At 49.3% G+C, this 16,748-nt stretch carries 17 protein-coding genes; 16 read left to right on the forward strand and 1 reads right to left on the reverse strand.

Going from position 1 to position 16,748, the window contains the following annotated elements:
* Positions 1–43: 43 nt before the first annotated feature.
* Positions 44–298, reverse strand: coding sequence for a hypothetical protein (locus BIY29_RS20035; protein ID WP_147437151.1), 255 nt, complete (start codon positions 296–298; stop codon positions 44–46).
* Positions 299–425: 127 nt separating this feature from the next.
* On the opposite strand from BIY29_RS20035, the gene BIY29_RS08645 reads away from it, so the two are divergent.
* The 16 genes from BIY29_RS08645 to pilV all read left to right on the forward strand — a co-directional run bounded on the left by BIY29_RS08645 (position 426) and on the right by pilV (position 16,634).
* Entirely contained in the window at positions 426–1,214 is a 789-nt protein-coding gene (locus BIY29_RS08645; protein ID WP_121574740.1) for a PFL_4669 family integrating conjugative element protein, read from the forward strand.
* On the forward strand, positions 1,214–3,226 hold the full coding sequence (locus BIY29_RS08650; RefSeq protein WP_121574741.1) for a DNA topoisomerase III: 2,013 nt from the start codon (positions 1,214–1,216) through the stop codon (positions 3,224–3,226). Before BIY29_RS08645 ends, BIY29_RS08650 begins: the two co-directional genes overlap by 1 nt.
* Before the next feature lie 745 nt (positions 3,227–3,971).
* Positions 3,972–4,460, forward strand: a complete 489-nt coding sequence (locus BIY29_RS08655) for an STY4534 family ICE replication protein (RefSeq protein WP_121574796.1) — start codon at positions 3,972–3,974, stop codon at positions 4,458–4,460.
* A gap of 65 nt (positions 4,461–4,525) precedes the next feature.
* Positions 4,526–5,074, forward strand: coding sequence for a single-stranded DNA-binding protein (locus tag BIY29_RS08660; protein WP_121574742.1), 549 nt, complete (start codon positions 4,526–4,528; stop codon positions 5,072–5,074).
* A 90-nt stretch (positions 5,075–5,164) separates the two neighbouring features.
* Positions 5,165–5,596, forward strand: coding sequence for a DUF29 domain-containing protein (locus tag BIY29_RS08665; RefSeq protein ID WP_121574743.1), 432 nt, complete (start codon positions 5,165–5,167; stop codon positions 5,594–5,596).
* Between the two features lie 203 nt (positions 5,597–5,799).
* Complete coding sequence (pilL2, locus tag BIY29_RS08670) at positions 5,800–7,038, forward strand: PFGI-1 class ICE element type IV pilus protein PilL2 (protein WP_121574744.1); 1,239 nt, start codon at positions 5,800–5,802, stop codon at positions 7,036–7,038.
* The gene (gene pilM / locus BIY29_RS08675) at positions 7,038–7,475 is read left to right on the forward strand and encodes a type IV pilus biogenesis protein PilM (protein WP_121574745.1); all 438 of its coding nucleotides are present in this window, start codon (positions 7,038–7,040) and stop codon (positions 7,473–7,475) included. The genes pilL2 and pilM overlap by 1 nt, the downstream gene beginning before the upstream one ends.
* 11 nt (positions 7,476–7,486) lie before the next feature.
* Positions 7,487–9,214 carry a PilN family type IVB pilus formation outer membrane protein gene (pilN, locus tag BIY29_RS08680; RefSeq protein ID WP_121574746.1) on the forward strand — a complete coding sequence of 576 codons (1,728 nt, stop codon included), beginning with the start codon at positions 7,487–7,489 and terminating at the stop codon, positions 9,212–9,214.
* Positions 9,215–9,217: 3 nt separating this feature from the next.
* Positions 9,218–10,513 (forward strand): type 4b pilus protein PilO2, encoded by a 1,296-nt coding sequence (pilO2, locus tag BIY29_RS08685; protein ID WP_121574747.1) that lies wholly within the window; start codon positions 9,218–9,220, stop codon positions 10,511–10,513.
* Positions 10,500–11,015, forward strand: a complete 516-nt coding sequence (gene pilP / locus BIY29_RS08690; protein WP_121574748.1) for a type IV pilus biogenesis protein PilP — start codon at positions 10,500–10,502, stop codon at positions 11,013–11,015. Before pilO2 ends, pilP begins: the two co-directional genes overlap by 14 nt.
* A gap of 9 nt (positions 11,016–11,024) precedes the next feature.
* Positions 11,025–12,578 (forward strand): GspE/PulE family protein, encoded by a 1,554-nt coding sequence (locus BIY29_RS08695; protein ID WP_121574749.1) that lies wholly within the window; start codon positions 11,025–11,027, stop codon positions 12,576–12,578.
* Positions 12,571–13,659, forward strand: coding sequence for a type II secretion system F family protein (locus tag BIY29_RS08700; RefSeq protein ID WP_240630046.1), 1,089 nt, complete (start codon positions 12,571–12,573; stop codon positions 13,657–13,659). Before BIY29_RS08695 ends, BIY29_RS08700 begins: the two co-directional genes overlap by 8 nt.
* A gap of 28 nt (positions 13,660–13,687) precedes the next feature.
* Positions 13,688–14,284 carry a type 4 pilus major pilin gene (locus tag BIY29_RS08705; RefSeq protein WP_121574750.1) on the forward strand — a complete coding sequence of 199 codons (597 nt, stop codon included), beginning with the start codon at positions 13,688–13,690 and terminating at the stop codon, positions 14,282–14,284.
* A gap of 35 nt (positions 14,285–14,319) precedes the next feature.
* Positions 14,320–14,778 (forward strand): lytic transglycosylase domain-containing protein, encoded by a 459-nt coding sequence (locus tag BIY29_RS08710; RefSeq protein WP_121574798.1) that lies wholly within the window; start codon positions 14,320–14,322, stop codon positions 14,776–14,778.
* The gene (locus BIY29_RS08715; protein WP_121574751.1) at positions 14,775–15,428 is read left to right on the forward strand and encodes a prepilin peptidase; all 654 of its coding nucleotides are present in this window, start codon (positions 14,775–14,777) and stop codon (positions 15,426–15,428) included. The genes BIY29_RS08710 and BIY29_RS08715 overlap by 4 nt, the downstream gene beginning before the upstream one ends.
* A gap of 12 nt (positions 15,429–15,440) precedes the next feature.
* Positions 15,441–16,634 (forward strand): shufflon system plasmid conjugative transfer pilus tip adhesin PilV, encoded by a 1,194-nt coding sequence (gene pilV, locus BIY29_RS08720; RefSeq protein ID WP_121574752.1) that lies wholly within the window; start codon positions 15,441–15,443, stop codon positions 16,632–16,634.
* The last annotated feature ends 114 nt before the right edge of the window (positions 16,635–16,748 follow it).

The raw sequence follows: 16,748 nt of genomic DNA on the forward strand, positions 1-16,748 counted from the left end.
TTGACAGTGTCAACAGCGATTAAAAAATAACCACATTGTGGATTCAGGAAGAATAACGGGCTGTTTTTTGGTGGTGAGTGTTGAAGTGGTTAAAAAGCAGGCGCTGTTGCCACTGGCAACAGAGATTAAAAAATAACCACATGTTAAATTCAGGTGCTGGAGCAGGGTGATTTTGGGCGATAAGGGTTGAAGTAGTTAAAAAGTAGGCGCTATTGCGCCGCGCAACACCGATTAAAAAATTGTCATTTTGTGATGTACAGTGCTGAACGAGTGGGGTCTTGATGGTTCGTGTATTCATCTTCTTATTCCAGCGATTTATATTTCCGCATTCTCAAAACTGGTTTTGAATTGAGCTGGCAACTCCTTTGCCCTGAATATTTCTACTCCAAATCAGAAATATTTCAGGTCAGCACGAGGAGCCAGCGATGCCAGATACAGATAAAAATGAAGCCGTCCATCAGGGACCAACTTCACAGGAGCCGACAATTTCACCTCCTGCCAGTCAGCCTACCCGTGAACGAGAATCCCGTGCCGGCGCATTGAAATCGTCTTTAACTCTCGATCTCCACACGCATTATGCTATCAGGTTATGGGACGGGCGTCGTAAAGAACAAACCGCAACAGCCGATATGAATTCACAAAGACCCCCGCGCCATATCTTTAGCATGCCGCAAGTGATATGGCGGGCTGGCAAGGCATATCAGGCATCAGTAGCTGATAACCCTTATGCAGATGCGCTGCTGGTTAAGCTAGAAGATGCTATTGAGGCATCGACAAATAAGGTACAACAAGCGGTTAAAGAGATATCGGAGACCCTGAAGTCGATTCCGGTGTCTATCACGCTAACTGATGTCGTTTCTGTTTCTCCATTAAATATCGGTGTTTATAGTAGTTCTCCACTTGGATATCGTTGTGTTTGGTTATTGGTTGGCTATGACCAATTGGCGATGAAGGTGTTCCAAGCCTTCCACTATGGTCTTATTTCCCGGGCAACTCGCGATCAATATTTGGATAAGGGAGGATACGCGATCAGACAGATATACAGTATCGTGCAGAATTACCGCGCTGTTACTGTTACCCGCAATGATATTCTTGCCAGAACGCCAGCAGGCCTTAAAGCTATTGAGCTTTATGGGGAGCCCGACGCAGACATTATGTCTGGGAAACTACGATCTTCTTTTTCTGCGCGGCTTTCTTCTACTGGGAGGGAGTGATGCGCTTATTTTTATGCGAGAAACCTTCCCAGGCCAAAGATATAGCTAAGGTGATGGGGGTAACCCAACGTGGTAAGGGATTTCTTTTTGGAAAAGACATCACAATTACCTGGGCTATTGGTCATCTTCTAGAGTTAGCTAATCCCGAATCATATGGTGATGAGTTTGCTCAATGGAACCTTGATTCTCTGCCAATGTTGCCATCTCAGTGGAAACTTCTTGTAAAGAAAGATACGTCGGATCAGTTTTCTGTCGTTAGTCGTTTGTTGAAGCAGGCAGACGACGTTGTTATTGCGTCAGATGCAGATAGAGAAGGGGAGGTACTGGCCAGGGAATTACTGGATTATTGCCATTTTACCGGAAATGTTAAACGTTTATGGCTGAGTGCGCTTGACGACGCCAGCATCCGAAAAGGATTAGATAATCTTCTCCCAGGCGAGAAAACGGTTCGTCTTTATTATGCTGGGATGGGGCGCAGTAAAGCGGATTGGCTCATTGGTATGAATTTGACCCGCCTCTATACCTTAAAGGCTCGTGATAAAGGTTTTGGGCGGCGTGATGTGTTGTCTATCGGACGAGTGCAAACGCCAACGATGGCGCTCGTGGTTCGTCGTGATCTTGAAATCGATAGTTTTGTGCCCAAGCCCTATTGGCGAGTTTTGGCTGAGTTAGAAAAAGACGGTCTTCAGTTTAGCGCTACCTGGATTCCGGCCTCCGGTTATTGTGATAGCGAACATCGATGCATACAGCAAAATGCAGCATTGGCTGTAGAGCAACTGTGCCGAAATACGGCAACAGCGGTGGTGCTCGATGTCATAATGAAACGCGATAAGATTCCAGCACCCTTATGTTTTAGTTTAAGCACCCTCCAGCAAGTTTGTTCCCGTAAATGGGGGATGGGGGCAAATCAGGTACTTGGTATTGCACAAGCACTGTATGAAACACATAAAGCAACTACGTACCCTAGAACGGATTGTGGGTATTTACCTGGATCAATGAAAACAGAGATTGACGAAGTACTTTCTGCGCTTGTGCAATCCGATCCTATGGTAGGCCCAGTTGTGCAAAGAGCCGATCGCTCCTTTGTTTCCCGTGTCTGGAATGATAAAAAAATCACGGCGCACCATGCTATTATTCCTACCAGGCAATCCTTTGATATCGCGAAATTATCACAGGATGAATTGAAGGTTTATTCCCTCATTCGGCAAAATTATTTGGCTCAATTTTTTCCGCTTCAGGAAGCTGATGTAACTGAAGCCACGTTTAATATCGGTGGGCAACTATTTCGGACCCGAGGACGTATTAGTGTTGTGCTTGGCTGGAAGGCTCTTTTTGTCGACGAGAAAGAAGATAATGTAGCCACTAAGGAGCAGGATGATAACGGCGGTGGTGAGTTACCCAAATTAAGTCAAAACGATTTATGTCAGTTAAAAGGAGGTGAGGTTAAGTCTCTGCAAACTAAACCGCCTTCTCATTTCACTGATGGAACGCTCATTGCTGCTATGGAAAATGCGGCAAGTTTTGTTACTGATCCTGAGTTGAAGAAAGTACTTCGTGATAATGCGGGCTTGGGAACAGAGGCAACGCGCGGTGGAATTATTGAAACATTGTTTAAACGGAATTATCTGGAGAAAAAAGGTGCCCATATTCACGCGACCCTAATCGCCAGAGAACTGGTAGCGGCTTTACCAGATACGTTAACCAGCCCTGGCATGACGGCGTTGTGGGAGCAGTCTTTGGAAGATATATATCAGGGAAAACTCTCTCTTGAAGTCTTTATGCAGCGCCAGACAGAATGGACACGCATCTTGGTTGAAAAGGGTAAACAGCAGACAATTTCATTAACACCTCCCATTACCCCGCCCTGCCCAACATGTGGTGGTATAACTCAAAGAATAAAAGGCAGTAATGGATTGTTCTGGGGATGTATAAAGTACCCCCTTTGTAAAGGCGTTGTAAGCGAAGGAACAAAGACGAAAGGCAAATCGGGTAAAAGGACAGTAAAAAACTAAGAATAAACTGGTTACCTGACAAGCGGTGTTTTTGATATGGTAATCCCGCTTTGATGCAATTTGTACCTCGCAGGCTACGAGGTAGTGCGACGTTCTTACGGGGAACGGAGCGCTATCAGCCCAGCAGATGGCTACCGCACACTCAGTCGATCTGTAAGACGCATTCCCTCCGTGAAAAGCGCGTCAGGAAACTCCCCGGAGCTACGTTGAAAACCTCAGGGACATGGTACATCCCGTTAGACGGTGCCGGATAAAACCGGCACCGTTTTAATTTTTGCAGATGTCACCTAATTCACTCCATTGGTCAGCTGTTCTTACAAACTGTAGTAATGTCCTTTAATGGCACCAATCTTTGGTGCCGTTTTTATTATTACTGTGGTTAAAACAATTTAGGTTTGACGATATTGCACTGTGATTTAAAAATGAACGTGCTTAATCGTCATCTCTGATGACCACCAATGATCCAGTGGCTTGTGAGGATCGCCTTCGGGTAGTCACAAAAGAACACTTCTGTAGCCTGCAAGGAAGAACACGTTCAGTTACGTGTGGTAAATCTGCCAGCCTTTGGAAGCAGATATCACCAGGTAGTTTAAACGCCGTTGCGAGCGTGGTGATGAAGGTCCGTTTAACTAACCAGACAAGTCAGGATAACAGCTGATCCTGACCCTTGACGGGAAAGACAATTCCCTCAAGGGGAATGTTTTCTCCGTTGCACCTTATTTAACACTCCATGGAGAAATACATTATGTCTGCAAATAACAACGCTCAAACTCAAAATAATTCTCAAACCGGCAAATCAGAATATTTTAATCTTCTTATTAATGGTCTGGGATATATCAGTAATATCCGTCAGGTTAATGGACAGTCTGGAACATTCACAAGCTGTGTCATTAATGCCTTAAGCGGCCCGGCAGATAAAGCGAACTACGTTCGTTTTGATGTCACTGTGGCAGGTAAGGAGGCGACTAGTCTTATTAATCGCTGCCAAAAAGCGGTTGATGAAGACAATAAGGTTCTTATCGGATTCACTTTGAGTAATCTCTCTGCTGAGATTTTCACTTTGAAGTCCGGGGAACATACCGGCGAACAGCGTATTAGCCAGAAAGCCCGCTTGATCAAGGTAGAGTGGATTAAGATAGGCCAGAAAATGGTCCATAAAGCTGAAAAATCTGACTCCGTACCCCCTCAGAACGGAGCTGCTGCTCCTAAAGAGTATGCGGAAAATTCGTTCTGATTAACAGGTACTCATTTTAAACACCTCGCTTGCGGGGTGTTTTTCAATGCAAAAGGAGAAAAGATATGGCTTCACGCGGTGTTAACAAAGTTATCCTAGTTGGCCATCTTGGTCAAGATCCCGAAATTCGCTATATGCCGAATGGTGGTGCAGTTGCCAACATGACATTAGCGACCTCTGAGACCTGGCGTGATAAGCAAAGCGGTGAACAGAAAGAGAAGACCGAATGGCACCGTGTTGTGCTCTTTGGAAAACTCGCTGAAGTTGCTGGCGAATATCTTCGCAAAGGCTCTCAGGTTTACATTGAAGGTTCATTACAAACTCGTAAATGGACCGATCAGGCTGGCGTCGAACGCTATACGACTGAAGTTGTCGTTAACGTTGGCGGCACGATGCAGATGCTAGGTTCTCGCCCTAATGCTGGAAGTAATAATCAAAGTGCAGCCAGCACTTCATGGGGAAAACCTCAACAGCCAGCTGCGCCGGCGCATAGTGGTACACCTCAGGCTCAACGTTCTGCGGGCAATGAACCGCCGATGGATTTTGACGACGATATCCCGTTTCTCGGGTTTGGTTATGGCGTATGTCGCAAGGCAATTTATGCCATATCGTAAACACTGGCACCAGTCTTTGACTGGTGCTTTTTTCTCTGACAAACTCAGGCTATCTATCTAGATGGTAACCTGAGGTTCAGGGGAGGAAATATGATGACCCGTTATGACAGTGATTTTTACGGCTGGACTCAGGAGCAGGCAAATCTGCTGCGTGCTGGACGTATCACGGAGCTGGATACGCAAAACCTTCTGGAGGAGATTGAGGCTATGGGGCGTAGTGAACGCCGGGAACTGGAATCGCGGCTGGAGAAACTGTTCATGCACTTGCTCAAATGGCAATATCAGTCGGAACGACAGAGTCGGAGTTGGCGTCTGACTATTGAAGAGCAACGTCGAAAAGCAGTCCGTGTTATTGCCGACAATCCCAGTTTGAAAAATAAGCTTACTGAAATTGTTGAAGATGCATACGGGGATGCAGTTATTGCCGCTGAGCGTGAAACCAACATCCGTCGCACCGTTTTTCCGGCTGAATGCCCGTGGACGTTTGAGCAGGCAATAAACCCTGATTTCTACCCAGAATGACTCGTAATGTCGATATGAAGCAGAAGCAGATGTTGTCATCTGTTTTTGACTAATTAACCTTTCTCATGTAGCTATGGGATACTGACGCTGGCTTCGGCCAGCGTTTTTCTTTTCTGTCTACGTTTCTAGTTTAGCGTTGCCCGGTCTGGGCTTGTCGGCAGAATAACCACCTGATTGAGATTACTCTTAAACGGTGGAGACTGATGGCAAGACCAACCCGGCAACCTGAATATAAGCTGGCATGTCTGACAGTGGCATTACTGGCTGCGGGCTGCGCTCAACAAAATACCTCGTCTTCTGATGCAATTACCCGAGCTAATGTTTCACCCAGGGTTAATGACATTTATCAAAGTCGCTCACCCGAGGTGGTACGTTACGATCGCTATACCCTAGTCAGTACCCGTCCGGCAGATTCCCAACGCGATCCACTGAATCAAATAATCGACATCACGATGCCGCCACAACTGGTGCGTAGTGTTGGTGATGGATTTCGTTATTTGCTGCTGGAGTCGGGGTATTCGCTATGCCCCAGCACTTCACCCATGTTTACTGAACTGTTAAGCCGCTCATTACCTGGTGTTCAACGTTCTATTGGCCCGGTCCGTCTTAGTGATGCATTGCAAATCGTAGCGGGACCCGCCTGGCGACTGCGCGTAGACGATGTTAATCGCGAGGTGTGTTTTAGCCTGCGCGACGAATATCGCTTTTTCGCGTCCGCGCCAGTCATAGCATCGACATCTCCGACGTCACCTAAACCGGAGAAGACAAAGGATACTACGAAGCGTCAGCCAGGAAATCCTTTTACCGGCGGTTCGTCTTCAACTGCATCAGGCGTGCTAAAACCGGACAGCCAGCCATTGCCGAGCCCGGCATTAACGACGCTTTCACCATCGAAAAATATCGGGAAAGTGAATGCACCAACCTCTCCAGCAACTGCTTCAGGCATTAGCGTTCCTGTAAATAATCCTGTATCGGCGAAGATACAGCCCGCAAAGGTAAAACAACGCACTTCAGCTCCGGCTGGAACCGTTACGACACCGACTGCGCCGGCCGCACAAACGGTGGTGACACAAAAGGTCTCAACATCCTTGTCTTCATCATCTATACCGGTCAGCGGGAAATCACCATTTGTTCCTGGAAGACCGGTTAGTGTCCAGCCACTGGGAACAACATGGCGCGCGGAAGTCGGAACTACGTTGCGTGAGTCATTGAATAAGTGGGCCAGCGATGCGCAATGCGTGAATGGTGGAAACTGGGTTGTGGTGTGGCCGGTCAGTCTGGATTACCGCATTGATGCGCCTCTTTCATTTCACGGCAACTTTGAATCCGCCGTTACTCAGGTATTCGATCTGTACCGTAATGCGGAGAAGCCTTTGTTTTCAGAAGCCAACCGGATTCAGTGTTTGATTTTTGTTAGCGACCGTCCGGGAGAACGTCGTTAATGGGATACGCGGCCATAGCTTTCGCGTTGGTGTTCTTCCTGATCGTCGGCAGCGTTGATCTGCGCCGTTCCGAAACACAGTCGGAAAGCATCACCACCAATTCGGCGTCATCAGTGGCCAATGACATGTTGCGCATCGCCTCTGCGATCAATGATTTTCGTTATGACCATGTAGTGAATGATGGTGCGGTTGAGTTAACACAGCTGGCTCTGATACCGCTTCCTGATAGCCGGGTCAGTCATGTGGTTTCAGGAGGGCGGTTGTGGGTCTGGACGGCGGATTTCCCTGGTCTGGTCGCGGCGTTAACCCGTAGCTCTGTTGCCTCTGCTTTGATCTGCGTGGTCAGTCAAGGTCGCCTGAAGATGCTGGATGGTACTGACATGAATTTAATGCTCCCTGCAGGCGTGGCGGACGGGGATATTGTTTATCTTAACTGACAGGAGCGCAGATGCGGTATCCCGTTTATTTTGGCCTACGCCGGTTCTCGTTAGGCGCGATTGCGTTAGCGGTGATGCTATCGGGTTGCGCCCTGAATGAAATCGAGAAAATGGAAGACGAGGCCGGCGCGACAGGCCAGCAGGCTCGCCGTATCACAGAGTCGCAAACGTCCTGGACACAATCTTCCGTTACCTGGGTGGATAAGCCCTGGGTGAATTTGAGCCCGATTGCCGTGCCGCAGTCATCTATGGGAGATAGTAAAAAACTGGTTTATTGCCCGTTTCAGGTTAACCGTCCAGACGGGTTGTCCTTACTCGAACTGGGGCAACGTCTTACCCGAGTGTGTGGTATTCGGGTTGTTATTACCCCTGATGCGGCGCATGTACAATCCGTTGCATTAACCAGCTCTGTGACGCAACAAATGACCGGGGCGCTGCCGGCACCTGATGACAATGGGCGTGTGTCTTTATCGCGGATCCCTGGCGGCACCTCTGCATCTAATTCAGCATCAGTGCAACCGGCTGTCAGCACGTCAGGCTTACGGCTGGGCTCTCTTAAGTGGGATGGTAACGGCGTTGGTGTCGCAGGCCTGTTGGATAATGTTGCGAGTCAGTTGGGATTATCCTGGCGAGCGGATAATGCCAACCAGGTCGTATTTTACTATACCGAAACCCAAACCTATCAACTGTCCATCCTGAATACTAAAACTGAGAGCACGGCCAGTGTTATTTCGGGTTCTTCAACCAGTATGGGCGCATCCGGAGGAAGTTCGGCAGCTAGTGCGGCATCCGGAGATGCTAGTTCGTCACAAAAAACGACAACGGATCTGAGCAGCGACCTGTACGAAGATATTCGGAAAACGGTGGAAACGATGTTAACGCCCCAGCATGGTCGTTTCTGGCTGTCTGCCGCCAGTGGTTCGTTGACCGTAACGGATACGCCGGAAGTTCAGGCTCGCGTTGCCCGCTATGTCGATCATCAAAATGAGGTGTTAAACAGGCAAGTTCAGCTAAACGTTCAACTTATCAGTGTGATCCAGACTAAAACAGATCAACTGGGGCTGGATTGGTCGCTCGTTTATAAGTCGCTGAATAACGTTGGCGCCACAATGACGGGGAGCTTCAGTGGCGTTGCGGATAACGCCATGAGCGGTGGCGTATCTATTTTGGAAAGTGCAACGGGAAATGCTGCGAAGTTTGCCGGATCCAGCGCACTGATTAAGGCGTTGAGCGAGCAAGGTAACGTCAAAGTCGATATGAGTCAGGCGGTGCCCACAACGAATCTGTCGCCGGCGCCGTTTCAGTTATCGGATCAGACTGTCTATATCGCCCGCAGCAGCACGACATCCACGACAAATGCCGGGTCTACCAGTTCTCTCGAACCGGGCATGATCACGACCGGTTTAAACATCACCATGTTGCCGTTCATCAGGGAAAGCGGTGATGTGCAGTTGCAGTTTTCCTTCAACCTGTCCGATCCGCCGACCATTCGATCGTTTGTAACAGCAGACGGCAACTCACGGATGGACATGCCTTACACCAAAGTACGGTCGCTGACCCGCAAGGTAAACCTGAGAGCGGGGCAATCACTGGTGTTGACAGGGTTTGAACAGGTTAATACCACAACCAGTAAATCCGGGACATTCACACCTGACAACTTTGTATTTGGCGGAGGGCGCAGCGGGGATAACACCCGAACATCTTTAGTCATCGTCATTACCCCGGTTGTGTTGAGGTAAGCCATGAAACCGTTAAAACGCAATACGAAAAATATAGAGCCAGCATCACTGGTATTGCCGGTTGGCCGAAATGGATGGGTTGCCGGATTGAAATGGGTCCCGGAAACGGATGCCGGTACCAAATCCCGGTTTCGGTTCATCAAGACTTATCCAGGCACGCATCGTGTCACGTTAGGTAAAAAGGGAAAACGCAATATCGGTTATGGGCGCCCGGGTCGTTTGCATCAGCGCCGGGCACTCTATTCTCTGGCGGCTGCATTCCTTCAGCGAGAAGGTGATAACAGTTATGGCGTTTATCAGATTGATGATGCACGTTGGTTATTCCTGGCCACATTGAATGGTCAGCCGTCAGTGATGGGGGATGTAGTAGGTACTCTGAATGATGTTCAGTCCGCGCTTACACGTTTTCTATCTTTTAACGATGCGCCAACTGAGGGCTGGAAAGTAGCAGTATTGCCTGAGTCAGCGACGAGCTGGCAAGTATTGACTCAGCACTTGAGCCGTCAACAACTCAGACAGACGCAACTGATACGGTTGACATCGCCATATAAAAGGGTGGTTGCCGCGTTGCTGCTGGCTGCCGCAGGAGTTGGGGGCTGGTACTGGCAACAGGAAACCGAACAGGCCGCGCAGCAAGCGGCAGCGCTGGCTGCATTAAAAGCGGAGCAGGCGAAAGCGCGGCAAAAAGATCAGGGACAGACGCTACCTCATCCCTGGGCGAAGGCCTGGCCAACATCGTATTTTCTCAGCAAATGTTATTTTACTCGTCAGCCGCTACCGGTCTCAATTACAGGTTGGATCCTGAATGCGGGTGAGTGCGTCAGTGATGGTATGCGGTTACGTTATGACGCTCGCCCAGGTAGCACTGCTGCTGATTTTGATCGGCGGGCAAACGAGATCTTTGGCCAGACCGCCTCGTTTAAATTATTGGAAGGCGCTAAATCAGGGGATGTGTTTATCCCGTTCATTATTGATAGTGATCCGATCCCATGGCGCGATGAGCCTGTCCCGATGGCCAGGATTCAACTGATGCGCTTCGTCTCTCATTTCCAGCGCAGAAATATCGATGTCCCCCTCAGTGAAGTTGTTCCACCTGCCCGTGCGCCGGGGGATTCTTCAGACGAGCCGGTACAGGATTGGCACGAATACTCCTTTACGATTAATTCTCGCCTGGCGCCGGAATGGCTATTAACCGATTTCGATGAAACTGGCGTTCGTCTTCATAGCATTGCTTTCACGTTGAGTGCCGAAGGGCAGTTTGATTACAAAATTCAAGGGCATCTCTATGCGCAAAAATAATCTCTGGGGCTTGCTAAACCTGCTGTTCATCTTCTCTGTCCAGGCTGAGGATATTGACTCTAAAGCTCAGGGGACACTGCCTGATACACCGGTTACGGTTGGGCAGCTCGAGGCGGTGCAAGCGCACAACATGCTATTAGCTGCTCAGGTTGAAAGCGCAAAGCTGCAACGTATGTTGAAAGAGAGCCAGTTATTGCCCATTCAGCAACCTTCTGTTGCGTCATCAGCATCAATGCCAATTTCGCTACCAGCGGCCACGGTTTCGCCACAGCCGGGAGTTGTCGCGGCAACACAATCGTTATCTGGATCCGGAAAAGTGGGCAGACCCACGCTATTGGAAACGTATGGCAATGGTAAGGCGATGTTCGCCCGGCTCCGCCTAGGTAATGGCGGCACGATTGAAATCGCAAAGGGTGATCGCCTTCCAGGTACAGAAGTGACAGTCAGTGCCATTTCGGATTCCGTCGTCAAGTTGAGCGATGGCTCATCGCTTTCGTTCTAAGGAGAGTTCATGTTTCCGATTGATGAAAGTATTGCTGACTTTGTATTGCTCGAAGACACCGCTGGCGGCGCGGTAAATGTCGTTATCGATACCAACCGGCGTGCTGATCAGCGCGTCCAGTCCTGGATAACGCAATTTATTCAGAAAAATCCGCGGGCACAAACAGAGTTTGTTGCTTTGAGTGATTTGCGTGAGCGCCGTAAGAGAAATGTAGATGAAGGTAAAAGCATCTCCCTTGCCGATCTGGGCGATGTGAGCCCCCGACAAAAAGAAGTCTTACGGTATTTCGAACAAAGTAAGGAATTTCATGCATCTGATATTCATATGATTATCGATGCTGAGTTGTGCCGCATCCAGTTCCGTATTCATGGTGAACTGGAGACTGTTGACGAAGTTACCGGCAGCGAGGGGATAGCTCAGGCATCTACCATCATTCTGTCAATGTGTGATGTTACAGAAACGCAGTTCTACCCCAATCGCAAACAAGATGGCCGGGTCAAGGCCGAGTTCCTGAGAAGAGTTGGTCTGTTCGGCGCTCGCTACAGTCATACGCCAACCGCATCGGGGCTCTATGTTGTCATGCGCATTATCCCCGATGACGGCGACAACGTGCCGTCGCTGGAGCAACTGGGACTACTGCCCCAGCAGCAGCAACTTTCACAGCAAATGTTACGGACCCCGGAAGGGATCGTTCTGTTAACAGGCCCTACGGGGTCGGGGAAAAGTACGACGCTACGCTCGTTTAGTGCGATGTATCTCGAACGGACGCGGGGAAGAAAACGGCTGTTAACCATTGAAGACCCGCCAGAGGGAAGTATCGCCGGTGCGATTCAGACGCCGATTATTGCAGATAAAAGCAATGCGGAGGCAGTGCAGCAAGCCTGGGACAAAGCGAGTTCATCAGCGTTGCGACTGGATCCAGATGCGATTTTGATGGGGGAAATCCGCGATGATGTTTCGTTGAAGGCTGCCCTATATGCCTCAGAAACCGGACATCTGGTACTAAGTACGTTGCATGCAAATAGCGCGGTAGGCTCTCTACGCCGCATGGGATTGATGGGGATATCAGAGGAACTGATTGCTGATCCTCAATTGCTCATCGGTTTGATCAGTCAGCGTTTGGTGCAGGTCTTATGCCCGCATTGCCGGGTCTCCTGGGGAGAGAAAACACATCTGTTAACTCGTGAACAACGAGAGCGTCTTGAACGTTATTGCAACGTTGAGAACGTTTGTCAGGTTGAAAATCTCTATTTTCGTCATGAAGAAGGGTGTTCGCACTGCCAGAAAAAGCTGAACGACCGCATTGTCAGTTGTGGGGTCGTCGGCCGTAGCGTGGTTGCAGAAGTAATACGCCCGGATGCTCAGTTTATGTCGTTGTACCTGAGCAAAGGACAATTGGCCGCTCGTCAATACTGGATCGATAGCCTGGGAGGGATCACACGCCGCACTCATCTCTTACACAAACTCAACACAGGCCAGGTCGATGCATTAGATGCCGATCTTGTGTGCCCGCTTGATGAAGACCAGATGTTGCGGCTGGACAGGGAGTCTATTCATGCGTGAGATGTCCGCCTTTGAGCGTATTCGCTATGAGATCACTCGTCACACGTTTAGCGGCGCCTATCGCGCCAGGTTCTATTCTGTTTTGCGCTTCTTACTGGAGAACAATAGCCCTCTGCTGGCAGCCATGCAGGAAATTGAGGATGTGCATACCAATTTTGGCGAACACTGGCATCCCTATGCTGAATTGACGGCCGATTGTATCCACGCGCTGAGCGATAACAGTGAGGGACATTCGCTGGAAGATGTGCTGGCCAAGTGGGGGCCGGCCGAAGAGGCCGCACTGGTGAGTGCGGGCATGGCCAGCGGTTCGATACCCGATGTATTGGGGCAGGTTGGAGTGTTGATTGAGGCCCGCCGCGCCATCTTTTCTATGGTGTTACAGATGCTGATCTATCCCCTGTTACTGGTTCTGATGGTCGGGGGCATGTTCGGCGTCGTGACGTACGGGCTCAAGCCAGCACTTGAGCAGATGTCTGATCCTGCTACCTGGTATGGCGCACTCGGTTTGTTGGCGATCATGTCTGATGTCATTGAAAACGCGGGTATTGCCATAGCCGTTGTATGTGGCGGATTGGCCTGTCTGGTTTTATGGTCACAGCCTCGCTGGACGGGGCGGTTACGTCTCTGGGCCGATCACCTGATGCCCTGGTCCATTTACAAAGAACTGCAAGGCGCTGTGTTTCTGATGAATATCGCCTCATTACTAGAGGCCAACGTAAAAACGCTGGATGCACTGAATCAGTTAAGGCGCTTCGCAGCGCCCTGGTTATGTGAACGGCTTGATGCCGCGATAGACAACCTGGAGGGGGGGGAACAGCTGGGAAAGGCATTGCGTAACAGCGGCTATCAGTTTCCCAGTAAGGAAGGCGTCAATTATCTCTACCTACTTACCAGCCGTGACGGCTCAGCCGAGATGATTCGCCGTTACAGCGAAGAGTTTCTGAAAACCAGTCTGATGCGTATCCGTTTTCGTATCGTTCGCATGCGCCTCTATTCGTTTCTACTGATTATCGGTTTTTTCATTCTTGTTCTGATGACGATTTTCCAGGTCCAGGACATGAGCAATTTCATTGGGCAATAAGAGTATTTATTAAGGAAGGAAAGAGATTATGTCTGATATTACTTATGAACGCGCTTCTAAGCGAGTAAGGCCGCATCGTGGTTGGGCCATTATGGAGAATGCCGCGGTAGCTTTAGCCGTTATTGGCGTCATCGTGGTCATTCTGGGTAGCATCTATATGCTTTGGGGGCGTAAGAATGTAGCTTCTGAAGTGACTAGCTATCAGAATTTGATCACCAGTGCGCAAGGTTTGCTGAAAGGTTCCGGAGGGTACAACTTCAGTAGCGGAACAAAGATGACAGGCTCTCTGATTCAGGTCGGTGGAGCAAAAGGCGTAACAATACAAGGCACTGCTAGTTCGGGAACCGCAACACTCTGGAATACCTGGGGAGGGCAGATCATCCTCACACCTGTTGCGGCCAATGGGTTTAACAATGGATTCACGCTTACGTCAGAGAAAATTCCTCAGGACGCCTGTATTACGATTGCGACGCGCATGAGTGCTGGCGGGGTGGTATCTGGCATCACTATCAACAGCAGTTCCCATGCTGACGGTCAGGTCTCACTCGAAACAGCAGGTACGGAGTGTCTGGCCGACAGTGGTCGAACCGGGCAAAACAAGCTGACTTTTACTGTTAATGGTTAAGCATTGTGAACAGCGGTGTCTTGCTCATTATTCCGATGCTGCTGTTGCTTCCCGGGGCGGCATCAGCTTTTTGCTTTGATGCAGCTGGCGCCAAATATCGTATCGATTCGTTGCTGGTAAAAGCAATTGCGACCGGAGAAAGCGCTTTGAACCCTGATGCTGTGAATATCAATCGTGATAAAAAAACAAGGCGTGAAGTGAGCCGGGATTATGGTTTGATGCAAGTGAATTCAACCCATATTCCGAAGCTGGTTGCGACTTCCGTTATCCGCGACAAACGTGAGTTGCTGACTAAACCATGCCTTAACGTGCAGATCGGCACTTGGATCCTCGCTAAACATTTTCAGGTATGTGGTATCAGTTGGAACTGCCTGGGGTCGTATAACGCAGGTTTCCGGAAGGATAGGCATGAGACGCGTGAGTCGTATGCGAACCGCATTTATGCAATTTACAAGCGGTTGTTAAAGGAAGAGCGCGGGATTGTGCTGCCATGATATTCCAGTTTAATGCACTCGCGCCCTGGTCACTGGTCATTCTTCTTGGGTTAATGGTTGTTTTCAGCCAGCTCGCACGTCAGCCACACCAGTTTCTGATTGAATATGGTGTCTCTTATTTATGGGATGAACGCTCAGCTCGTCTGTTTGTGTGGTTCTATGCGCTGGCCGGCACGCTCATTGTTATTGCGCCGGCACCGCTTTTTGAGCGAATAAGCATACTTCTTTTTCTGGGCTTTATGTTGCAACTGAGCATCATTGATGCAATCGCAGGTTGGTTGCCCATTGAGTACACCGGCTCTGGGACGGCGGCGGGCCTGTTGGCCATGTTGGGGCATGGTGACCTACTAAGAATTTTTGGGGCGATGGCAGGGATTGGTTTTTTTTTCGCTGTCGCCCGGTTTTATTTCAATGCAAGGGCAGAACGTGAGGTGCTCGGACTTGGTGATGTCTGGCTGTCGGTTGCCATTACAGCGTGGTGTGGATGGTCCGGTACTTTGCAGGCGCTAGTTCTCGGTGTGGCGGGGTTTGTAGTTTGGCATGCCAGCTCTCGATGCCAACGAAAAGAAGGGCCATTAGGACCCTGGTTGTGTACCGGCGCCATGCTGGCATCAATTAACCGTGTATTCAATCCTGTCGTAGTGTGGTGAAAGATGAAAATAATGTCGATTTTAAATACACGACCGCACCGGCACCGCGGCTGGGCGCTGATGGAAATGGGCGTTGCGTTGCTGATTTTGCTGAGTGCGGCGATATGGGGAACCTCGCTTTATCAGAATTATACTCAGGAATTGCAGTATCAGGTCATGGCACAGCAAGGAACACGCTTCAAGTCTGCATTGAAAGGGTATGTTGGGCGTTACTACGAAACGTTACTTGGGCAGGCGGGGACGAATACGCCAGTTATTGTTACCGCGACGATGCTGAAGAACACGGGATTCCTGCCGTCAGGGTTCAGTGATATGAATTCAGCAGGTCAGCGCTGGCAAGGCGCTGTTGTCAAAAACGCACAGAATACTTCTCAACTTCAAGCATTGACCTATACCCAATCAGGTACTTCATTGCCTTTCAAGGCACTTCGTTTCATCTCAATGAATATGAATGGTGGCGGTTATGTTTGGGAGACTGGCAAAGTCACCGGCGCGATGGGGGCATGGACTGAACCGTTAACGACATTTGGTGTGACAACGACACAGGGGCAAATTGCGGCCGTACTGACAACGGATGAATTGAATGATGCTAAAGAAGAGAGTGACCGTCTTTATCGTTTTGCGGTTACAGGAAAGCCTGATTTAAACCGTATGCATACTGCCATCGATATGGGCGGGAATAACGTTGATAACGCCGACCAGATTAATGCTGAAAATGATATTACGACGAATAATGGCTGGTTGGTCACCAAAAATAATAAAGGTTGGATAAATGAAACCCACGGCGGTGGGTTTTATATGGATGACAGTGATTGGGTCAAAGCGATAAACGATAAGGGTGTTCAAGCTGGGAAGGTTTCAGCGACCGGGCGAATCTCTACAGGAGAATATTTAGAGCTACAAAAAGTCGAAATTGCCGGCACGACTTGTCTGACAGATGGGACCGTAAGCCGTGATGCTTCTGGCTCGATACTTTCCTGTCAATCCGGTGTGTGGGAAAATGCATTCGAAAGAGATAAAGATTATTTCACTGTCACTGGAAGTGGGGGACAAATCGCCTCGTTTGAAGATTATTTTTGCACCATAAATGGCTGGAACAAATGGGGGAACACTCGAACAGGAAGCTTCAATTTATATGTTGAAGACGGATATTGGAAATACTGGAATAACGGTAACTGGCTGAAAATAGACTGCTTCAAGTGGTAACAGAATACCGGCGACAGCAGTTACTGATGCACATGATCAAGATCTGCCAATCGCCTGAGAAGTGGCCGACTCTGTAGGCCACTTCTGAAAGACTTCATTTGTTAGCGCATAGTG

Origin of the sequence: Brenneria alni (assembly GCF_003666245.1) — a bacterium.
Classification (GTDB): domain Bacteria; phylum Pseudomonadota; class Gammaproteobacteria; order Enterobacterales; family Enterobacteriaceae; genus Brenneria; species Brenneria alni.